Source organism: Thalassobaculum fulvum (assembly GCF_014652915.1).
GTDB lineage: Bacteria > Pseudomonadota > Alphaproteobacteria > Thalassobaculales > Thalassobaculaceae > Thalassobaculum_A > Thalassobaculum_A fulvum.
Genome location: NZ_BMZS01000017.1, coordinates 1 through 17,452, shown reverse-complemented (window position 1 = coordinate 17,452; position 17,452 = coordinate 1). Strand labels below are relative to the sequence as shown.

Here is a 17,452-nt window from a genome sequence, read left to right as displayed (position 1 = left end):
CCGCGAGGCTGACTCCCCTCTCCCCGGTCTCGCGGGGGAGCGCGCCGCCCTCCGACCCGAGAGGATCCGGCCATGACCCAGTCGATTTTCTCCCCGGCATTCTCCTTCGCCATCGCGGCGCTTCTGGTCGCAGCGGCGGTTTCTGACTTTCGCCGGTTCACCATTCCGAACTGGATCGTTCTATCGCTGATTGTCTTGTGGCTTTCCCGCCTGGCGGTCTCCGCGATCGCCGGTACGGCACTTCTCCCGATGGCGGTCTCCGCTCTCGCCGCCCTGGCGGTCCTGGCTGCCGGCGCGTTCGCGTTCCAGCACGGCTGGCTCGGGGGTGGCGACGTCAAGCTGCTGGCGGCGACGGTGCTGTGGCTGCCGGCCGGGCAGGCGGTCGGCTTCCTGAGCCTGGTCGCCCTGCTCGGCGGCGCGCTGGCGGCGGTCGTGGTCGCCGCCGCCCGGCTGTTGCGCCCGGCCGTTGCCGGGCCCGACGGAAGTCGGCCGGTCGCCGGCCTGCGGCTGCCTTACGGGGTCGCCATTGCCGGCGCCGGGCTGCTGATCCTGTTCGACCTGATCCGCTTCTAGGCAGAGGAGGGACCGATGGCCCGACTGCGGACTGTGCTCCTCCTGACGGTGGCCGTCGCCTCGGCCGGCGTCACCACGGCGGGTGCCAACCGCTGGCTCGAGATCCAGAAGGACCGCGCGGTGCCGACCTCGGCGCCGGTGGTCGTGAAGAATCCGACGGTTCGCATCCTGGTCGCGGCGGCCGACCTGCCGGCCGGTCAGATCCTGCGGGCCGAGCATCTGGTCTGGACCGACTGGCCGGCCGAGGGCGTGAAGGACGACTTCATGCGCGAGGCTGGCGACGGAGACGGTTCCGGGCGCGGCGGTTTCGACGGTGCGGTCGTCCGGTCGTCGCTGCTGGCCGGCGAGCCGGTGACCGAACGCCGGGTGGTCAGGCCGGGCGACCGCGGGTTCTTGGCCGCCATGCTGACCCCCGGCCACCGGGCGGTGTCGGTCGAGGTCGATGCCGCCACCGGGATCGCCGGCCTGGTGTTCCCCGGCGACCGGGTCGACGTGGTGCTGACCCACGTGATCTCGCAGGAGGACAAGGGTCCCCGCCGGCGGGCCAGCGAGACGGTGCTGCAGGACATCCGGGTGCTGGCGCTCGACCAGCGGGTCGACGATCAGACCGGCAAGCCGCTGGTCGCCAAGACCGCCACCCTGGAGCTGACCGCCAAGCAGGTCGAGGTGGTCACCGTCGCCGCCCAGCTGGGCCGGCTGTCGCTCAGCCTGCGCAGCCTGGCGTCGGCGGAGGACGGGCCGGTCGAGGCCCCGGGCAAGAGCTACACGCTGGATAGCGATGCCAGCTCGCTGCTGTCGCTGAAGCCGGCGCAGCGGCCGAAGGCCCGCGAGGTCCAGGTCACCGTGGTCCGCGGCGGCGAGCGCCAGAGCAAGGCGTTCCCAGCCGGCTGGAAGCAGTAGTCGAAGGAGCAGATGTCATGATCAGCCAGCAGCGCCTGTCCGCGGCTGTCCTCGTCCTCCTGGCGACGATCGCGATCGCCGTGCCGGCCGGTCCCGCCGCCGCAGCCCGGGTCGAAGTGATCGACGCCGACACGACCGCCCTGGAAGTCGAAAACGGCAAGGGCCGCCTGCTGCGGTTCCCGCGCCGGGTCTCGACCGTGTTCCTGGCGGACCCGGGGATCGCCGACGTGCAGGTCAAGTCGCCGACCATGATCTACCTGTACGGCAAGGGCGTGGGCGAGACCACGCTGTTCGGGCTCGGCAGCGATGACGCCCTGGTGGCCTCGATGACCATCCGGGTCAGCCACAACGTCCGCAGCCTCGAAGCCCTGATCAACCACACCGTGGCCGGCGGCGAGGTGGCGGTGCGGTCGTTCGAGGACTCGATCCTGGTGTCCGGGCGGGTCGCGACGCCGGCGGCCGCGGCCAGCGTCATGGAGCTGGCCGGCCGGTTCGCCGCCAAGGACAAGCTGATCAATCGGCTCGAGGTGACCCAGCCGACCCAGGTGAACCTGCGGGTACGCATGGCCGAGGTGTCGCGTTCGCTGCTGGAGCGGTTCGGGGTCAACTGGCAGGCGCTGTTCAACAACGGCTCCAGCCTGCTCGGGATCGCGACCGGCAACCCGGTGCTGAGCGACGCCGGGCAGTTCCTGACGCGCCAGAACGGCGTCGACAACATCGTCGGCGCGTTCTCCAGCGGCAATGTCGACTTCAACGTGATCTTCGACTTCCTCAGCGAGGAGGGGCTGGTCACCCTGCTGGCCCAGCCGAACCTGACGGCATCGACGGGCCAGAAAGCCGAGTTCCTGGCCGGCGGCGAATTCCCGATCGTGGTGCCGCAGGACAACAACTTCGCGACCGTGGTGTTCAAGGAGTTCGGCGTCAGCCTCGAGTTCACGCCGACCATCCTGGACAACAACCGGATCAGCCTGCACGTCCTGCCCGAGGTCAGCCAGCTGTCGTCGAACGGCGCCGTCGAGGTCAACGGCTTCGTCATCCCGGCGTTGACCACCCGGCGGGCCGAGACCCGGGTCGAGCTGGCCAGCGGCCAGAGCTTCGCGATCGCCGGCCTGCTGCAGGAGACGGTGGACAACGACGTCCGCAAGCTGCCCGGCCTCGGCGACGTGCCGGTGCTCGGCAAGCTGTTCTCGTCCGAGCGCTATACCCGCGGCGAGAGCGAGCTGGTGATCGTGGTGACGCCGTACCTGGTGCGCCCGGTCGACAACCCGGCCGACATCAGGCTGCCGGTGGCGGGTTCGCCCGATGCGCTGTCGGCGCGGCCGCTGGCCGGCGGTCCGTCGCGCCGATCGGCCGAGCCGACCAGCCTGGCCGAGGCGCCACGGCAGCCCGCCCCGCTGATCGGCGGCACCGAGGACCAGCGCGAACTGTCGCGCCGGCTGGCCGGTCCGATCGGCTTCATCCTGAACTGAGGGAGGTGGTCGTGCGCAAACCCCTTCGTGTCTCCCTGGCCGTCGCGCTCCTGGCCGCAGCCTCGGCCTGCGCGCCGGGTCCGTTCGCCCGCCGCGACCCGCCGGTCCCGGCCGAGGCCAAGGCCAACTTCGTCGCGCTGACCGCCCGCACCGAGCGGGTGGCGTTCGAGCCCGGCCGGACCGCCCTGGGCGGCGACCGGCTGCGGGACTTCCGCGCCCGCATGGCGCCGTCGGTCCTCGGCCGCGGCCATCTGGTCCTGGTGGCGCCGGACGCGCCCGGCGACGCCGTGTCCGAGGCCCGGGCCGACTGGACGGTGGCGGCCCTCCAGGGCGCCGGCGTCTCGGTCATGCGGGCGGCGGCCCCGGTGTCCGGTCCGGCGGCCGGCGAGGCGGACCGCAACGGCGTGACCGTCGAGATTCAGCAGGCCCGGGTCGAGGCTCCGGCGTGCGAGGCGTACCCGCGCGCGCTCCACGCCCGGGTCGACGAGACGGCGTCGCGCCGTCCGCTCGGCTGCGCGACCACCGCCAATCTCGGCCTGATGGTCGCGGAGCCGGTCGACCTGGTGACCGGGCGGTCGATGGGGCCGGCGGACTCGGCGCCGACGGTCAAGGGCGTCGAGAAGTACCGTTCGGCCGGCGCCAAGGCTGACGGCGGCAACCCCATTGCCGAGGCGTTCGCCAAGGCGTTCGGAGGCAAGGACAAATGAGCGCGCTCCAGGCATTCGACCGGACCGAGGATCGCCGCGAGCCGACGCTCGCCGGAACCGAGCCGTTCGCGGCCTATCTCGCCGACCAGACCACCCGCGCGCTGGTCGCCCGGCACGCCGCGTCGCGCGGCTGGCCGGCGGCGGCGGTCCAGGACGGCGGGCTGGCCGCCGCTGCCCGGACTTTCGCGCTGGTCGAACCGCCCGCGGTCCTGCTGGTCGACGTGTCCGACTGCGCCGATCCGCTGGGCGATTTCGAGAGCCTGGCCGACGTCGTCGAGGGCGGCTGCCGGGTGATCGCGGTCGGTGCCAGCAACGACGCCCGGCTCTATCGCGGCCTGCTCGCAAAGGGGGCGATCGACTATCTGGTCAAGCCGTTCGACGAGGCGCTGCTGGCCGAGGCCGTCGACCGCGTCGAGCGGCAGGCGCCGCCGCGGTCCGACAGCCGGCCGGCCCGCAAGATCGCCGTCGTCGGGGCGCGGGGCGGGGTCGGCGCCAGCACCGTGTGCTGCACGCTCGCCGCCCTGTTCGCCGGACGCCACCGCCTGCGGACGACACTGGTCGACCTCGACCTGCGCTTCGGCGACGCGGCGCTGGCCCTCGGCGTGACCTGCGGGCCGGGGCTGCGCGAGTGCCTGGAGTATCCCGACCGGATCGACGACCTGTACCTGGAGCGCGCCGTCGTGGACGCCGGCGAGCGGCTGCGGGTGCTGGCGGCCGAGGAGCCGGTCGGCGATCCGTTGCGGCATCCGAGCGGCGCGTTCGCCACCCTCGCGGAACACCTGGCGGCCGCCAGTTCGGTGATCGTCGTCGACGTGCCGAAGGCCGCCGACGGGCTCCGGGACGTGTTCTCGGCGGTCGACGACCTGGTCGTGGTGGCCGAGCTCACCCTGGCCGCGGCCCGCGACACCCTGCGGCTGAAGCAGCTGGCCCAGGGCGTGGACGGCGCGCCGGCGGTCCGCGTGGTCGCCAACCGCACCGGCCGGCGCGGGGTCGAGCAGATCAGCCGCGCCGAATTCGAGACCGTGGTCGGGGAGAAGCTGGCGGCCTGCCTGCCGGCCGATTCCGAGGCGACCACGGTGGCCGCTTCGCTGGGGCGGCCGTTGACCGAGGTGGCGCGGCGATCGAAGCTGGTGAAGCGGCTCGCCGCTCTGGCGGTCGACATCGCCGGCGCTGCCCCGCGGCGGCCCGGCCTGGTCGCCCGGCTGCTCGGGGGCGGGCGGCGATGACGCTGATCGAACCGCACGGAGCGAACGGCCGGGGGGGCTCGGCCCTGGCGGTCGCCGAGCGGCAGCTCCTGCCGCTGCTCGAACGCTCGCTGCCGCCGGAACGCCGCGCGACCGCCTCTCGGCGCGAGGTGGCACACGTGGTCGGCGGCCTGCTCGACCGGTTCGCCGACACCGAGGGCGTCGCCCTGTCGGTGGCCGATCAGCGGACGCTGGTGCTGCGGCTGGTGGAGCGGCTGTCGGCGGCTCCCGACGCCGGCGGGGCGGAAGCCCCGGACGCGGGGCCGGCCGGCGAAGACGCCCGCGCCGTATCGACCCGCAACCGGATCGAGACCGCCCGCGGCCGGCTGCAGCCGATGCTCATGGAGCAGATCGACATCGCCGCGGCGTCGGCGCTCGGGCGCGCCGAACTGCGCCGTCAGGTCGTCGAACTGGTGGCCGAGATCGGCGCCGAGCAGAAGCTGCAGCTGACGGCCGCCGAGCAGAGGATCCTGGCCGAGGAGATGGTCGACGACATGATCGGCCTCGGCCCGCTGGAGCCGCTGCTGGCCGACGACTCGATCAACGACATCCTGGTGAACGGTCCGGACCAGGTCTATGTCGAGCGTCGCGGCCGGTTGACCCTGACCGACGTCCGGTTCCGCGACAACGACCACGTGATGCGGGTGGCGACCCGGATCGTGACGCGGATCGGCCGGCGCATCGACGAGTCGAACCCGCTGGTCGACGCCCGCCTGGAGGACGGCAGCCGGGTCAACATCATCGCCCCGCCGCTGGCGCTGGACGGTACCGCGATCTCGATCCGCAAGTTCTCCAGGAAGTCGATCACCCTCGACATCATGGCCGAGCAGGCGAACCTCTCGAAGGCGCTGGCCGAGACCCTCAAGATCGCGTCGCGCTGCCGGCTCAACATCCTGATCTCCGGCGGCACCGGCTCCGGCAAGACCACCCTGCTGAACGCCATGAGCCGGCTGATCGACCACGGTGAGCGCATCGTCACCATCGAGGACGCCGCCGAGCTGCAGCTCCAGCAGCCGCACGTGGTTCGCCTCGAGACCCGGCCGCCGAACCTGGAGGGCGGCGGCGAGATCACCATGCGGCACCTGGTGAAGAACGCGCTGCGCATGCGCCCCGACCGCATCATCCTCGGCGAGGTCCGGGGGGCCGAGGCGATCGACATGCTGCAGGCCATGAACACCGGCCACGACGGCTCGATGTGCACCCTGCACGCCAACACCCCGCGCGAGGCGCTGACCCGGCTGGAGAACATGGTGGCGATGTCGGGGGTGACCCTGTCGGCCCAGGCGGTGCGTCGGCAGATCGCCGACGCGGTGCAACTGATCGTGCAGATCGCCCGGATGCGCGACGGCGTGCGCCGGGTGACGCGGGTGTCCGAGGTGGTCGGGATGGAGGGCGACGTCATCACCCTCAAGGACCTGTTCAGCTTCGAGGCCTCCGGCGAGGAGCGTGCCGGCCGGCTCGACGGCGAGTTCAGGGGCTCGGGGTACCGCCCGCACTTCCTGTCGAAGGCGGCGCATTTCGGCCTCGACAACCGGCTGCTGGAGGCCCTCGGATGTTCGGCCTGAGCGACCTGCCGATCGGTTGGGCGATCTTCGCCGGCGCGCTGGCGGGGTTCGGTGCCCTGGCCCTGCTGTTCGACGGCAGCGGCGGGCGTCGGCGGGCCCTCGATCGTCGCCTGGCGGTCGTGGCGGCGCCTGCCCGCCGGACAGCGGCCGCCGCCCGCTCGATCCGCAACCGGCCGCGCGAGGCCGGTCCGGCCTGGCCGCCGATCGTCGAGAAGATCCTGCCGGTCGGCCGCGAGTTCGGCGAGCGGCTGCTGCTGTCCGGGCTGACGATCTCGCCCGGCCGCTTCCGCCTGCTGTTCGCCGTCGCCGCGATCGTCGGGGCGGCCCTGACGGTCGGGGTCACCGGATCGCGCGGGCTCGGCGCCGCGGTCGGCCTCGGGCTCGGCCTGGCCGGGCCGCGGCTGCTGATGACCGTCCTGATCGCCCGCCGCCGGGCCAGGTTCCTGCTGCAGTTCCCGGACGCCATCGACCTGATGATCCGCAGTCTGCGCGCCGGCCTGCCGGTCGACGAGGCGGTCGTCACCGTCGGCTCGGAGGGCGGCGACGCGGTGGCGCCGGAGTTCCGGCGGGTCGCCGAGCGGCTGGCGGTCGGCCAGCCGCTGGAGGACAGCCTCTGGCACTCCGCCCGGCGGCTGGAACTGCCCGACTTCGACTTCTTCATCGTCTGCCTGACGGTGCAGCGCGAGACCGGCGGCAAGCTGACGGAGACCCTGGCCAACCTCTCGGACATCCTGCGCCGCCGGCTGCAGATGCGCCTGAAGGTCAAGGCGATGTCGGCCGAGGCGCGGACCAGCGCCGGCATCATCGGCTCGCTGCCGTTCATCCTGGCCGCCGCCCTGTACGCCGCCAACCCGGGCTACATCGCGAGCCTGTTCCACGACCCGCGCGGGCAGATCATCGTGGTCGCCGCGCTGGCCTCCGAGGCGCTCGGGATCTTCACGATGATCCGCATGGCGAGGTTCAGGATCTGATGGAACCCGCGACCTTCCTTGCCGATATAGGGCCGCGCCTGGCGGTGATCGCCGGTGCCGTGGTCACCGTGCTGGCGGTCGTCGGCGCGGTGGCCTCGGCGATCGGGCGACGCGGCGTGCCGGCCGTCCGGATCGCGGCGGTCACCGGGTTCGACGCCCGGGGATCGCGGGAGCGCGAGCCCGGCAACCGGTTCCGCCCGGTCGACGCCATGCGCCGGGTGCTGACCCGCTTCGACCTGATGCGATCGGGCCAGACCGCGTCGCTGATGCAGTTCCTGTCGACCGCCGGCTGGCGCAGCAGGTCGGCGGTGATCGTCTACCTGTTCGCCAAGCTGACCCTGCCGGCGACCATCGGCGGCGGGGCGGCGACGATCCTGTACTGGTCGGCGCCGGCCCTGGTTCCCGGCAACCTCAAGCTGCTGGTGGTGCTGGCCGCGGTTTTCCTGGGTACCTACCTGCCCGACGCGGTTGTCCGGCAGGTCGCCGCCAAGCGGCGCGACGCGATCCGGCTGGCGCTGCCGGACGCGCTCGACCTGCTGGTGATCTGCGTGGAGGCCGGCCTCAGCCTGGACGCCGCGGTCGAGCGGGTCGGCGAGGAGTTCGAGCCGTCCTGCCCGGCGCTGTCCGAGGAGCTCGGGCTGCTGTCGGCCGAACTGAGCTTCCTGGGCGACCGCCGCCGCGCCTTCGACAACCTGACCCGCCGGGTCGATCTGGCGCCGGTTCAGGCGCTGGTCGCGACCCTGGTCCAGACCGAGCGGTTCGGCACCCCGATCGCCCAGGCCCTGCGGGTGCTGTCGACCGAGCAGCGCAACATGCGCATGGTCGCGGCCGAGGAGAAGGCGGCCCGCCTGCCGGCGACCATGACCATCCCGATGATCCTGTTCATCCTGCCGGCGCTGTTCGTCGTGCTGCTCGGCCCGGCCCTGCTGAAGATCGTCGACTCGCTGTCGAAGTTCTGAGCTACCGGGGCGGCTCCGGCTCGGCGGCCCGCATCAAGTCATAGACGTCGAGGTTCTGCACCACGTCCGACGGCTTGAGGTCCTTCCGGCCGAGCCGGGCCGCGTCCTGGGTGCGCCCCGCCAGCCCGTAGGCGAGGGCGAGGTTCTGCCGGGTCTCGGGGCCGGCTTCGGGCTCGGCGGCGGCCCGCTCCAGGATCTCGATGCCCTCGTCGACCCGGCCGCCGAACGCCAGCGACAGGCCGAGATTGGTGCGCAGGGCGAGGTTGTCCGGTGCCACCTCCAGGCCCTTGTGGAAGGCTTCCCAGGCAGCGGCACGGTGGCCGCCCAGGTCGAGCGCGACCGCCTTGCCGTTCCAGGCCCGGATGTCCGCGGCGTCCTGTTCCAGCAGCGTGTCGTAGTGACCGGCGGCGGCCTCGAGCCGGCCCTGCCGGACCAGCGTCGCGGCCAGGCCGTGCCGGGCCTCGCGGTCGCCCGGGTCGGCCGCGACGGCGGCGCCGTAGGCACGTGTCGCGAGATCATACAGACCGCGCGACCGGTACAGGTCGCCGAGCCGGCGCGGCGGCTCGCCTTCGTTCGGATAGAGCGCCTGCGCCCGCTGGTAGACCGATACGGCATTGCCGACGTCGCCGGCCGTCTCGGCCGCGGCACCGAGCCGCAGAAGCGACGCGAGCTCAGGCGAGTCCGCGGGTTTCTCCGGCGACGGCAGCCACCCCGACGAGCACCCGGCGAGGCCGAGCGACAGGACCAGCGCGGCCGCGCGGAGGCCTCGATGCCACCGTCCAGCTGTCATCGATCCTCTCTCGTGATTGTCGCCGAAGGTTCCCGAACAAGGTTAGCCATGTTCAAGAATGTCTTTGAATTCTATGATATTCATCGTCGAAAGGCTATCGTTCGCTCGGAGCCGGAGAGGAATGCCGCACAGGGCGAGACATGCGGGATCGTGAACCCGAGGGAGCGGACGCGAACGAGGAAAGCAGTTTCCGCGAGGTTCGCCAGTTCTACGAAGAGGTCACGCAGATCGTCGAGCGCATGCATCGGCGGTACCTGGACGTCATTCGCCTGGAGCTTCAGAGCCTCGGCATTCGCGACATCAACTCCGTGCAGGCCCTGATCCTGGTCTCGATGCGCGACGAGGAGATGCTGATCCGCGACCTGATCCAGCGGTACTACTATCTGGGGTCGAGCACCAACTACAACATCAAGAAGCTGGTCGAGTGCGGCTATCTCGAGCACGAGCGCGCCCGTCACGACCGGCGCTCGGTGCGTATCCGGCTGAGCGCCAAGGGGCGCGACCTGGTGGCCGAGCTGAACCAGCTCCAGAAGCAGCATGCCGAGATGCTGGCCGCCGAAGGCGACCTGTCGCCGGACATCCAGTCGACCCGCAAGTGGCTGCGCCGCGTCGAGCGGGTGTGGGCGGAGTTCATCGAGCTGGTGTGAGGCCGGCTGACTGAAGCAGTCCCCGTCGCTCCGTGGGTTCCGGCTCGGCCGCGCCGGGGCGGCGCGGCCGCCCGGAATGACGACGATAGGGAGAGGCCCGACCCCCATATCCGTCATTCCGGAGCGGCCCGCTCGCAGCGGGACGCATCCGGAACCTACCCACCCTGCACGGCGTCGCCGCGCAGCGCTCACTCCGGCAGCGTCAGCTTCCCGTCGGTATCGCTGACCAACCGGACGAAGTCGGCGACCGACAGCGGCTGCGCGAACAGGAAGCCCTGGCCGCCCTGGCAGCCGGCCGTGCGCGCCAGACGCAGCTGCTCGACGGTCTCGATGCCGGTGGCCACCATCCGCTTGCCGAGGCTGCCGCCGAGCGTGGCCGCCGCGCGGATCAGCCCGCCCTTGTTCCGCCAGTCGGCCATGAAGCTGCGGTCGATCTTCAGCGACGGGGCCTGCAGCGCCTCGACGAAGGCGAGCGAGGTGGCTTCGGCCCCGAACCGGTCGAGGCTGGCGCCGACGCCGGCCGCCGCCAGCTCCGCGACGATGTTGGCGGCGAGATCGGGATCCTGCATCGCCGCCAGTTCGTCGACCTCGACCGCGAGCCGGCCGGGGTCGAGGCCGGCCTGATCGAGGGTATCGGCCACCAGGTCGACCAGGTCGGGATAGAAGAACTGGCTGGCCGACAGGTTCACCACGACCGCCACCTCGGCCAGCGGGCCCTCGGTCCAGCCGGCCGCGGTCTGGCAGGCTTCGCGCAGCGACCACTCGGTGAAGGCGTCCAGGAATTCCGAGCTCTCGGCGACTTCGATGAACTCCTCCGGCGGGATGTCGCCGTGCTCCGGGTGCCGCCAGCGGGTCAGGGTCTCGCCGCGCACGATCGCGCCGGTCGCGAGGTCGACCTCCGGCAGCACCGCCATGGTCAGCTGGCCGTGCTCGAGCGCGCGCCGCAGGCCGTTGTGCAGTGCGCGCCGCCGGCTCTGCTCCTGCGACGACGCCTGCAGCGGCTCGCGGCCCTGGCGGCTGCGGGTGCGCGCCCGGTTGATGGCGATGTCGGCGGCTTCCATCAGCTCGTGCTCGTCGCGGCCGTCGTCCGGATAGACGGCGACGCCGTGGCTGACCTGCAGGCGGGCGAGGCTGCCGCGCAGCTGGAACGGCTCGCCGAGGCTGGCGGCGAACCGCGCCCCCTCGGCCAGCGCCTCCTCGGGGTCGGCGATGTGGTTCAGCAGGACTGCGAAGGACTCGTTGCCCGGACGGCCGACCGCGTCGGTCTCCCGGATCGTCGACGACAGCCGGATCGCGGCGCGCCGCAGCACGTGATCGGTGGCGCCTTCGCCGTCGGACCGCTCGATGTCCTTGAGGTTGTCGATGTCGAGCACGACGATGGCCACGCGCGAGCGGGCCCGCTTGGCGTGCCGTACCGCCTCGTGGATCCGGCGCATCAGCAGCGGCCGGTTCGGCAGGCCGGTGAGCGCGTCGTAGTTGACCAGCGACGCCGCCCGTTCCTCCAGCAGCTTCTGCTCGCTGATGTCGATCGACACGCTGAAGATCTTGTCGACCTCGCCGTCGCTGTCGCGCAGCGCCGACTTGGTGGTCAGCCAGACCCCGTCGCGGCCGTTGCGGTCCTTGATGGTCTCCTCGACCGTGAACAGCAGTCCCGCACCGCTCGCGACCTGGCGGTCGAGGGCGTCGATCGCCGAGCCGGCGTCGCTGCCGATGAGATCGCTGGTGGTTCGGCCGACGGCCTGGTCCGGGCTGACCCCCAGGAACTCCGCCTGGTAGTCGTTCACCAGCACGTAGCGTCCGTAGCGGTCCTTGACGCTGACCATCGCCGGCATGCCCGACAGCACCACCCGCAGCAGTTCGTCGCGTTCGGCCGCCTGCTTCGGGGAGTCGGCGGCGGGCGACGGGTCCTGCAGGGCGATCAGCGTCATCGCCCGGCCCTTCAGGGACCAGGGATGGGCGACCGCCCGGACGTCGAAGCGGATGCCGTCGGACCGGCGGGCCACCAGGGTGGTGCCACCGGCCGCTATCCGCGACAGCGTCGCGTCGGCCGGCGCCGCCGCTTCGCTGGCCTCGGCGGCCGGGAACAGCTCGCCCAGCGGCTGTTCCTGCAGGTCGCTCTGGCGGGCGTTGAAGAGCTCCAGGGCGCGGGTGTTGGCGAGCACCACGCGACCGCGATGGTCGATGGCGAGCGTGGCCAGCGGCAGTGGCCGCAGCACCTCGTCGATGATGGCGAGCAGGTCGAACTGGTTGGCCGGTGCCGTCCCGTCCGGCAACTCGCCGGTTGCGGGGGCGCCGCCCGCCGCCGTCTTCCTGGCCCCGTGGCGCTTCACGTCCTTCGACATCCGGCCGGAAACCTCGACACCCGTTTCGCCGTCCGGCCGCGCGTCGATGGCGGCGACCGCGATGCATCGAGCTTGCACGGTGACACAACTCGACTTTCCAAGTTATTCTCCGCGTTACGGTTTTGGAAGGCAATATCGATCGGCCGCAATCGGCGGGATGGCAGATGACTGAGTGGGACCGGACGACGCCACTCGAGAAGATCTCGCAACGGGAGCTGGATGCGGTCCTGAAGCGGCACGAGTTGTATCGTCAGGCGAAGATGGGCGGCGCGCGGGCTGTGCTGTCGTTCTTCGACCTGTCCGGCCTCGACCTCAGCGGCCGCGACCTGACCTCGGCCGACCTGTCCGGCGCGGTGCTGGCCGGTGCCAACCTGCGCGGCGTCACCCTGGACTACGCCTCGGTGTACGGCTGCAACTTCAGCAAGGCCAACCTGCAGAACGCCCGGTTCCTGAAGACCGACATGCGCGGCGTCTACCTCGGCGGCGCCGACCTCACCGGGGCGACCCTTGAGGGGGCCGACATGCGGCCGGGCAAGATCGCCGAGCGCGACCTCGGCGGCGACCTGCAGGTGCTGTCCCCGCAGGGCCGGGCCTCCGAGATGCAGTACGCCGACTTCACGGGCGCGAACCTGACCAACGCCAAGATCTCCGGCGGCATGGCGGCCCACACCAAGTTCGCCGGTGCGGTGATGAGGGGCTGCGAGCTGGCGCGCGCCAACCTGGAGGGGGCCGACTTCACCGGCGCCAATCTCGAGGGCGCGGACCTGAGCTGGGCCAACCTGCACAACGCCACGCTGAAGAACGCCATCCTCAGCGGCGCGGCGATCGAGATGGCCGAACTGTCCAACGCCGACCTCGAGGGCGCACTGACCGATGCGCCGGTCGGTCCGACCCTGGACGACCTCGACGCCGACTTCGAGACCCTGCTGGACCGCCATGCCACCTGGATCGCCACCGCCGGCGCCAAGGGCCGGCAGCTCGACGTGTCCGGCTACGACCTGCGCGGCCTGGAGGCGTCGCTGGTCAAGGCGAACCTGACGGCGATGCTGGGGGCGCGGCTGACCCTGTGCAACGTCGACCTGTCCGGTGCGCAGATCCAGGCGGCCAAGCTCGACGGCGCCGACCTGCGCGGCTGCCGCATGACCGGCAGCGACCTGCGGGGAACCGACCTCAGCGGGGCGCGGCTCGACCACGTCGACCTGACCGGGGGGCAGCTGCGCTCGCTGTCGCTCGGCGCCGGCGGCCGCATGCCGACCAGGCTGGCCGGGGCCCGGCTGTGCTACGCCCGGCTGCGCGACGCCGACCTGCGTGACGTCGACCTGCGCGAGGCCGACCTGACGGCGGCCGATCTCAAGGGCGCGGACCTGCGCGGAGCGGGCGTCGACGGGGCGGTGTTCGAGCGCGCGATCCTGGAGGGGGTCAAGCTCGACGACGCGGTGCGCAAGGTGCTGGGCGAGCGGGCCGGTCGCTAGCGGGCGACGACGCGCGGTTGCCGCCCGACCGGGCCACCTCGTCCGTCACGCCGTCCGGTCGAACTCGATCCGTCCCGCGGCCTCGGTCGGCCGGTAATCGAGCAGACCGCGGTGCACCGCCGCCATGACGTCCTGCCACCGGCCTTCCTGCGATTGCCGGAACACCCGCATCGCCGGGTACCAACGCGACCCGGCGCTGGCGAGCCCCCATCGCCAGTCCGGAAAGACCGGAAGCAGGGTCCAGCAGGGTCGGGCCATGGCGCCGGCGAAGTGCACCGTGTTGTTGGCCGGGCATATCACGAGGTCGACCGCGGCGATCAGCGAGACCAGGTCGTCCAGGCTGTTCAGGGGCTCGACACCGTGCTCGAGGTCCAGATCGGCCGCGGCCCCGGCCCGGAAGGCGGCCCGGTCGGCCTCGGTGGCGCCGTATTGCAGCGACACCAGCGCGACGTTCCGGAGACTGGCCGGGCCACGCCATTCCGCGGGTGCGATCGTCCGCCGTGCCCCGGTTTTCGGCGCCACCGACCGCCAGGTGATGCCGACCAGCAGCTTGCCGGGATGGCGGCGCGTCAGCCCGTTTCGCAGCTCGGCGGCACGCGTCGGGTCCGCCATGATCCACGGGCGCGGGGTCGCGCCGCCGCCGCAGAACAGGCCGAGGCGATGCGGCAGGTCGCCCAGCGCCAGATGGCAGTCGGCGCCGAAGTGGTCCTCGACCGCCCCCGTCGCGCGTTCGACATCCGGCACGGCGACGTTGATCGGAAAGCTGCGGCGCAGGATCGGGCGCAGCCGCGGTTCGGTCAGGATGGTCAGGCGGACGCCCCGCTCGAGCAGCGCGGGAGCCAGGGTCAGGAACTGGACCTCGTCGCCGATGCCCTGCTCGCCCCACAGCAGGAGATGCCCGCCCGAGATCGGACCGCCGTCCCATTCCGGGATCGCGAAGCGCCGCCTGAAGAGTTTGGATTCCGGAGTCTCGAGCCGGTGCCGATGGGCCTCCCAGCCGACGTCGAAGCGCTCGAGCAGCAACAGGAAGAGGGCGCTGTTGAGTCGGGCGTTCGCCCGGTCGTCCCGGATCAGCGTGGCGAACCGGCTGTACCGGATCGCGTGCTCCCGCTGCTCGCAGCGCGCGGCCTCCACCGCGAGGTGGTACCAGCCGTCGGGCGCATCGGGCTCGGCCAGGGCCGCCTGCCGCAGACGGTGCATCACCCGGTGCCGGTGCGGCGGCTCGGCGCCGAACTGGGCGATGCGCACATACGGGCGGTGCGACAGCGGGGCGAGGCAACGGGCATGCCGGGCCCAGGCCGGGGTCTGGGCGAGGCCGGCGATTTCGCAGCAGGCGCCGGCATTGGCCGGGTCGAGCAGCAGCCCCCGCCGCATCGGCGCGACGGCCGCCGCGTCGCCTTCGAGCAACTGGACCGCCCGGGCGTAGTTCAGCCAGCCCTGCGGCAGCTGCGGGGTCTTCCGGGTCGCCAGGGCGAGACGGCGCCGGGCTTCCGGCAGGCCGGTCGTCTTGAACGCCAGCAGCCCCCAGTTGTTCCAGGCCCGCCCGTCGTCCGGCCGAAGGACCAGGGCCCGCCGGTAGAGCCGGTCGGCAACCGGCAGGACCTGGGTGTCGCGATGGATGTTGGCCAGGTTGAAGGTCGCGGTGGCCTGGGCCGGATTTGCGACGAGGCATTTCGTCAGGTCGGCGACGGCCGGTGCGAACCGGGCGTTCGCTGCGAGAGCGTTGGCGCGCTCGATGCGGACCTGCTCGTTCACCGGGTCGAGGACCAGGCAGACACGCTGAACCCAGGCGCGCCGGCTGCCGGCCGCGACCGATTCGAGAGCCACGGCCGGTCCTATACGATCCGGGCCGACCAGCAGGGCGCGACGGAGACAGGCTTCGGCCGGACCGCGCCCCCCGGAATCGCGCAGCACCGAACCGAGATTGGTCCAGGCCGTCACGTTGCGCGGGTTGGCGCGGACCGCCCGCTGCATCAGCGCCGCCGCCGCCTTCAGGTCCCCCGACTGTGCGTGGACGGTTCCCAGGAGGTTCAGCGCGTCGGCGTAGTACGGGCTGCCGGCCGGGATCTGCGCATAACGGCTCCGGGCATCCCGCAGGTTTCCGGACTGCTGAAGCGCGATTCCTTCCTGAAGGACCCGGAGTGGCTCGGTCGTCATGTCCGATTCGATAGCCGCGGAGCTGTCTGTCCAGCAATGCCACCCGGGCGGGCAGGCGTCGAGCTTTCCGTTCTCGTCGAGTGCTCCTCGACGATTACCGCTGGCCGTCGGCCCGATTGGGGGGAGGCGTGCCGCTGTGGTTCGCGTAAACAGGCTCCGGTAGACGGCGTTGAGCAAGCGCAGATTCTGGCGGGAGTAGTCAAGCTTTGTCACAAATTATGATGTTGACGATTTCGCAGCGATTCTAGGACCATTGCCAGCGGTGGGAGCACCTCCGCGCGCTGGTGGCGTGTCGTGGGGCGATGTATGATCGGATTGCGGGTCGATGTTTGCCTCGACGCAACTGCAGGTGCGTGAGGTGGGCCGAGTGAGGCATCGGCTCCTCTCTATGGAGAGGGACGGAAGGGTCGAGCGATGACCGTCATCGGGGAATACGCAGCGTTTCAGACCGACGTGGCGGAGATCCTGTTCGTCGACTCGGATGTGGCGGCGGCCGAGGTGCTGCTGGCCGGGATTCGGCCGGGCATCGAGGTCGTCAGGCTACCGGTCTCAGGTGACCCGGTCGCCAGCATCGCGATGGCGCTGGCCGGTCGGCGCGCCGTCGGACTGCCCGAACTGACGGCGCTGCACATCCTGTCCCACGGTGCGCCGGGTCGCCTGCAACTGTCGGGCCGCATGGTCGATGGCGAGTTCCTGGCGGCGCGCCCGGAGTTGCTCGGCTGCATTCGCGATGCCCTGGCCGACGAGGCCGAGATCGTGCTGTACGGCTGCGCGGTGGCCGAAGGCGCGACGGGTGCGGCCTTCGTCGATCGGTTGTCGCAGCTTCTCGGCCGCCCGGTGGCGGCGTCGGACCGCGTGGTCGGCGCCCGGGCGCTGGGGGGCGACTGGTCGATCGCCGCGAAGAGCGGGCTCGCATTCGGCGAACCGGCGCTCGCCGCGTACCCGCACCGGCTGCCGACCTTCGACTTCGAATCGGTAACCTTGTCGGGCACTGGCAGCCTGCAGCAGTCAGTGGGCGGGGTGACCGTCACCGCGACCCGGTCGGACGGCGGGACCTGGAGCACCTCGAGCACCGGCGGCGTCACCGGCAACTTCCTCGACAGCGGCAGCGTGATCAGCGCCGGCAATACGGCCACGCTGACGTTCAGCGTGCCGGTCAATATCACGGCGGTGTCGTTCTGGGAGGCCAGTAACCCCCCTACCACCGGCGGCAACTACGTGCTGACGCCGACCACGGGCACGACGATCAACCTCGCCGAGAACACCATCGCCGCCTTCCACACGGACCTCAGCCCGACCGGTTGGAACGGGGTCACCTCGTTCACGGTGTCCTACTCCGTCGGCAGCTCGAACTACTTCGTCGGCCTCGATACCATCGTCTTCACCGTCGCCGCTCCCGGCACCCCGTCGACGCCGGACCTGACCGCCGGCACCGACCTGGGTGCTAGCAGCACCGACAACATCACCAGCTCCGCCACCCAGACCTTCACCGGGACCTCGACCAGCGCGACGCAGGTGCACGTGCTGGTCAACGGCGTGACGGTCGGCACCGCCACGCCGGACGGCAGCGGCACCTGGACGTTCAGCACCTCGCTGTCGGCCGGCTCCTACGCCATCACCGCGATCGGCGACGACGGCACGACGGAATCGGGGTCG

Annotated in this window: 14 protein-coding genes; 11 read left to right on the top strand and 3 right to left on the bottom strand. The window is 71.7% G+C overall.

The genetic code is table 11. The features are described from left to right. The first annotated feature begins 72 nt into the window (after positions 1-72). The 8 genes from IE246_RS27050 to IE246_RS27015 are packed head-to-tail and all read left to right on the top strand — an operon-like array spanning position 73 to position 8,388. Positions 73-573: a prepilin peptidase gene (locus tag IE246_RS27050; protein WP_189995666.1), complete on the top strand. Its 501-nt coding sequence runs from the start codon at positions 73-75 to the stop codon at positions 571-573. A 15-nt stretch (positions 574-588) separates the two neighbouring features. Next, positions 589-1,473, top strand: coding sequence for a Flp pilus assembly protein CpaB (gene cpaB / locus IE246_RS27045; RefSeq protein WP_189995664.1), 885 nt, complete (start codon positions 589-591; stop codon positions 1,471-1,473). A gap of 17 nt (positions 1,474-1,490) precedes the next feature. Beyond that, positions 1,491-2,942, top strand: coding sequence for a type II and III secretion system protein family protein (locus IE246_RS27040; RefSeq protein ID WP_189995662.1), 1,452 nt, complete (start codon positions 1,491-1,493; stop codon positions 2,940-2,942). 11 nt (positions 2,943-2,953) lie between these two features. Continuing rightward, entirely contained in the window at positions 2,954-3,649 is a 696-nt protein-coding gene (locus IE246_RS27035; RefSeq protein WP_189995661.1) for a CpaD family pilus assembly lipoprotein, read from the top strand. Next, positions 3,646-4,875 (top strand): CpaE/TadZ family protein, encoded by a 1,230-nt coding sequence (locus IE246_RS27030; RefSeq protein WP_189995659.1) that lies wholly within the window; start codon positions 3,646-3,648, stop codon positions 4,873-4,875. The genes IE246_RS27035 and IE246_RS27030 overlap by 4 nt, the downstream gene beginning before the upstream one ends. Further along, a complete protein-coding gene (locus tag IE246_RS27025; RefSeq protein WP_189995657.1) occupies positions 4,872-6,458 on the top strand; it encodes a TadA family conjugal transfer-associated ATPase in 1,587 nt (528 codons plus the stop codon). Before IE246_RS27030 ends, IE246_RS27025 begins: the two co-directional genes overlap by 4 nt. Next, positions 6,446-7,429 carry a type II secretion system F family protein gene (locus tag IE246_RS27020; protein ID WP_189995655.1) on the top strand — a complete coding sequence of 328 codons (984 nt, stop codon included), beginning with the start codon at positions 6,446-6,448 and terminating at the stop codon, positions 7,427-7,429. Before IE246_RS27025 ends, IE246_RS27020 begins: the two co-directional genes overlap by 13 nt. Continuing rightward, positions 7,429-8,388, top strand: a complete 960-nt coding sequence (locus IE246_RS27015) for a type II secretion system F family protein (RefSeq protein WP_189995653.1) — start codon at positions 7,429-7,431, stop codon at positions 8,386-8,388. The genes IE246_RS27020 and IE246_RS27015 overlap by 1 nt, the downstream gene beginning before the upstream one ends. A gap of 1 nt (position 8,389) precedes the next feature. Here the strand turns inward: IE246_RS27015 and IE246_RS27010 are convergent, their stop codons facing one another. Further along, entirely contained in the window at positions 8,390-9,178 is a 789-nt protein-coding gene (locus IE246_RS27010; RefSeq protein ID WP_189995652.1) for a tetratricopeptide repeat protein, read from the bottom strand. A 140-nt stretch (positions 9,179-9,318) separates the two neighbouring features. Here IE246_RS27010 and IE246_RS27005 point away from each other — a divergent pair, with 140 nt between their 5' ends. Beyond that, positions 9,319-9,825, top strand: a complete 507-nt coding sequence (locus IE246_RS27005; protein ID WP_189995651.1) for a helix-turn-helix domain-containing protein — start codon at positions 9,319-9,321, stop codon at positions 9,823-9,825. 188 nt (positions 9,826-10,013) lie between these two features. On the opposite strand, the gene IE246_RS27000 is transcribed toward IE246_RS27005, so the two are convergent. Beyond that, positions 10,014-12,245, bottom strand: a complete 2,232-nt coding sequence (locus tag IE246_RS27000; RefSeq protein ID WP_189995650.1) for a putative bifunctional diguanylate cyclase/phosphodiesterase — start codon at positions 12,243-12,245, stop codon at positions 10,014-10,016. Between the two features lie 86 nt (positions 12,246-12,331). Here IE246_RS27000 and IE246_RS26995 point away from each other — a divergent pair, with 86 nt between their 5' ends. Continuing rightward, complete coding sequence (locus IE246_RS26995; RefSeq protein WP_189995649.1) at positions 12,332-13,639, top strand: pentapeptide repeat-containing protein; 1,308 nt, start codon at positions 12,332-12,334, stop codon at positions 13,637-13,639. A gap of 45 nt (positions 13,640-13,684) precedes the next feature. Here the strand turns inward: IE246_RS26995 and IE246_RS26990 are convergent, their stop codons facing one another. Beyond that, positions 13,685-15,796, bottom strand: coding sequence for a tetratricopeptide repeat protein (locus IE246_RS26990; protein WP_189995648.1), 2,112 nt, complete (start codon positions 15,794-15,796; stop codon positions 13,685-13,687). 414 nt (positions 15,797-16,210) lie between these two features. Here IE246_RS26990 and IE246_RS26985 point away from each other — a divergent pair. Next, positions 16,211-17,452, top strand: a 1,242-nt coding sequence (locus IE246_RS26985; protein ID WP_189995647.1) for a DUF4347 domain-containing protein, incomplete at its 3' end; no start/stop codon positions are given.

Coding starts and splice junctions, on each gene's coding strand:
- IE246_RS27050 (WP_189995666.1), top strand. CDS start 73: ATGACCCAGTCGATTTTCTCCCCGGCATTCTCCTTCGCCATCGCGGCG.
- cpaB (WP_189995664.1), top strand. CDS start 589: ATGGCCCGACTGCGGACTGTGCTCCTCCTGACGGTGGCCGTCGCCTCG.
- IE246_RS27040 (WP_189995662.1), top strand. CDS start 1,491: ATGATCAGCCAGCAGCGCCTGTCCGCGGCTGTCCTCGTCCTCCTGGCG.
- IE246_RS27030 (WP_189995659.1), top strand. CDS start 3,646: ATGAGCGCGCTCCAGGCATTCGACCGGACCGAGGATCGCCGCGAGCCG.
- IE246_RS27025 (WP_189995657.1), top strand. CDS start 4,872: ATGACGCTGATCGAACCGCACGGAGCGAACGGCCGGGGGGGCTCGGCC.
- IE246_RS27020 (WP_189995655.1), top strand. CDS start 6,446: ATGTTCGGCCTGAGCGACCTGCCGATCGGTTGGGCGATCTTCGCCGGC.
- IE246_RS27015 (WP_189995653.1), top strand. CDS start 7,429: ATGGAACCCGCGACCTTCCTTGCCGATATAGGGCCGCGCCTGGCGGTG.
- IE246_RS27010 (WP_189995652.1), bottom strand. CDS start 9,178: ATGACAGCTGGACGGTGGCATCGAGGCCTCCGCGCGGCCGCGCTGGTC.
- IE246_RS27005 (WP_189995651.1), top strand. CDS start 9,319: ATGCGGGATCGTGAACCCGAGGGAGCGGACGCGAACGAGGAAAGCAGT.
- IE246_RS26995 (WP_189995649.1), top strand. CDS start 12,332: ATGACTGAGTGGGACCGGACGACGCCACTCGAGAAGATCTCGCAACGG.
- IE246_RS26990 (WP_189995648.1), bottom strand. CDS start 15,796: ATGACGACCGAGCCACTCCGGGTCCTTCAGGAAGGAATCGCGCTTCAG.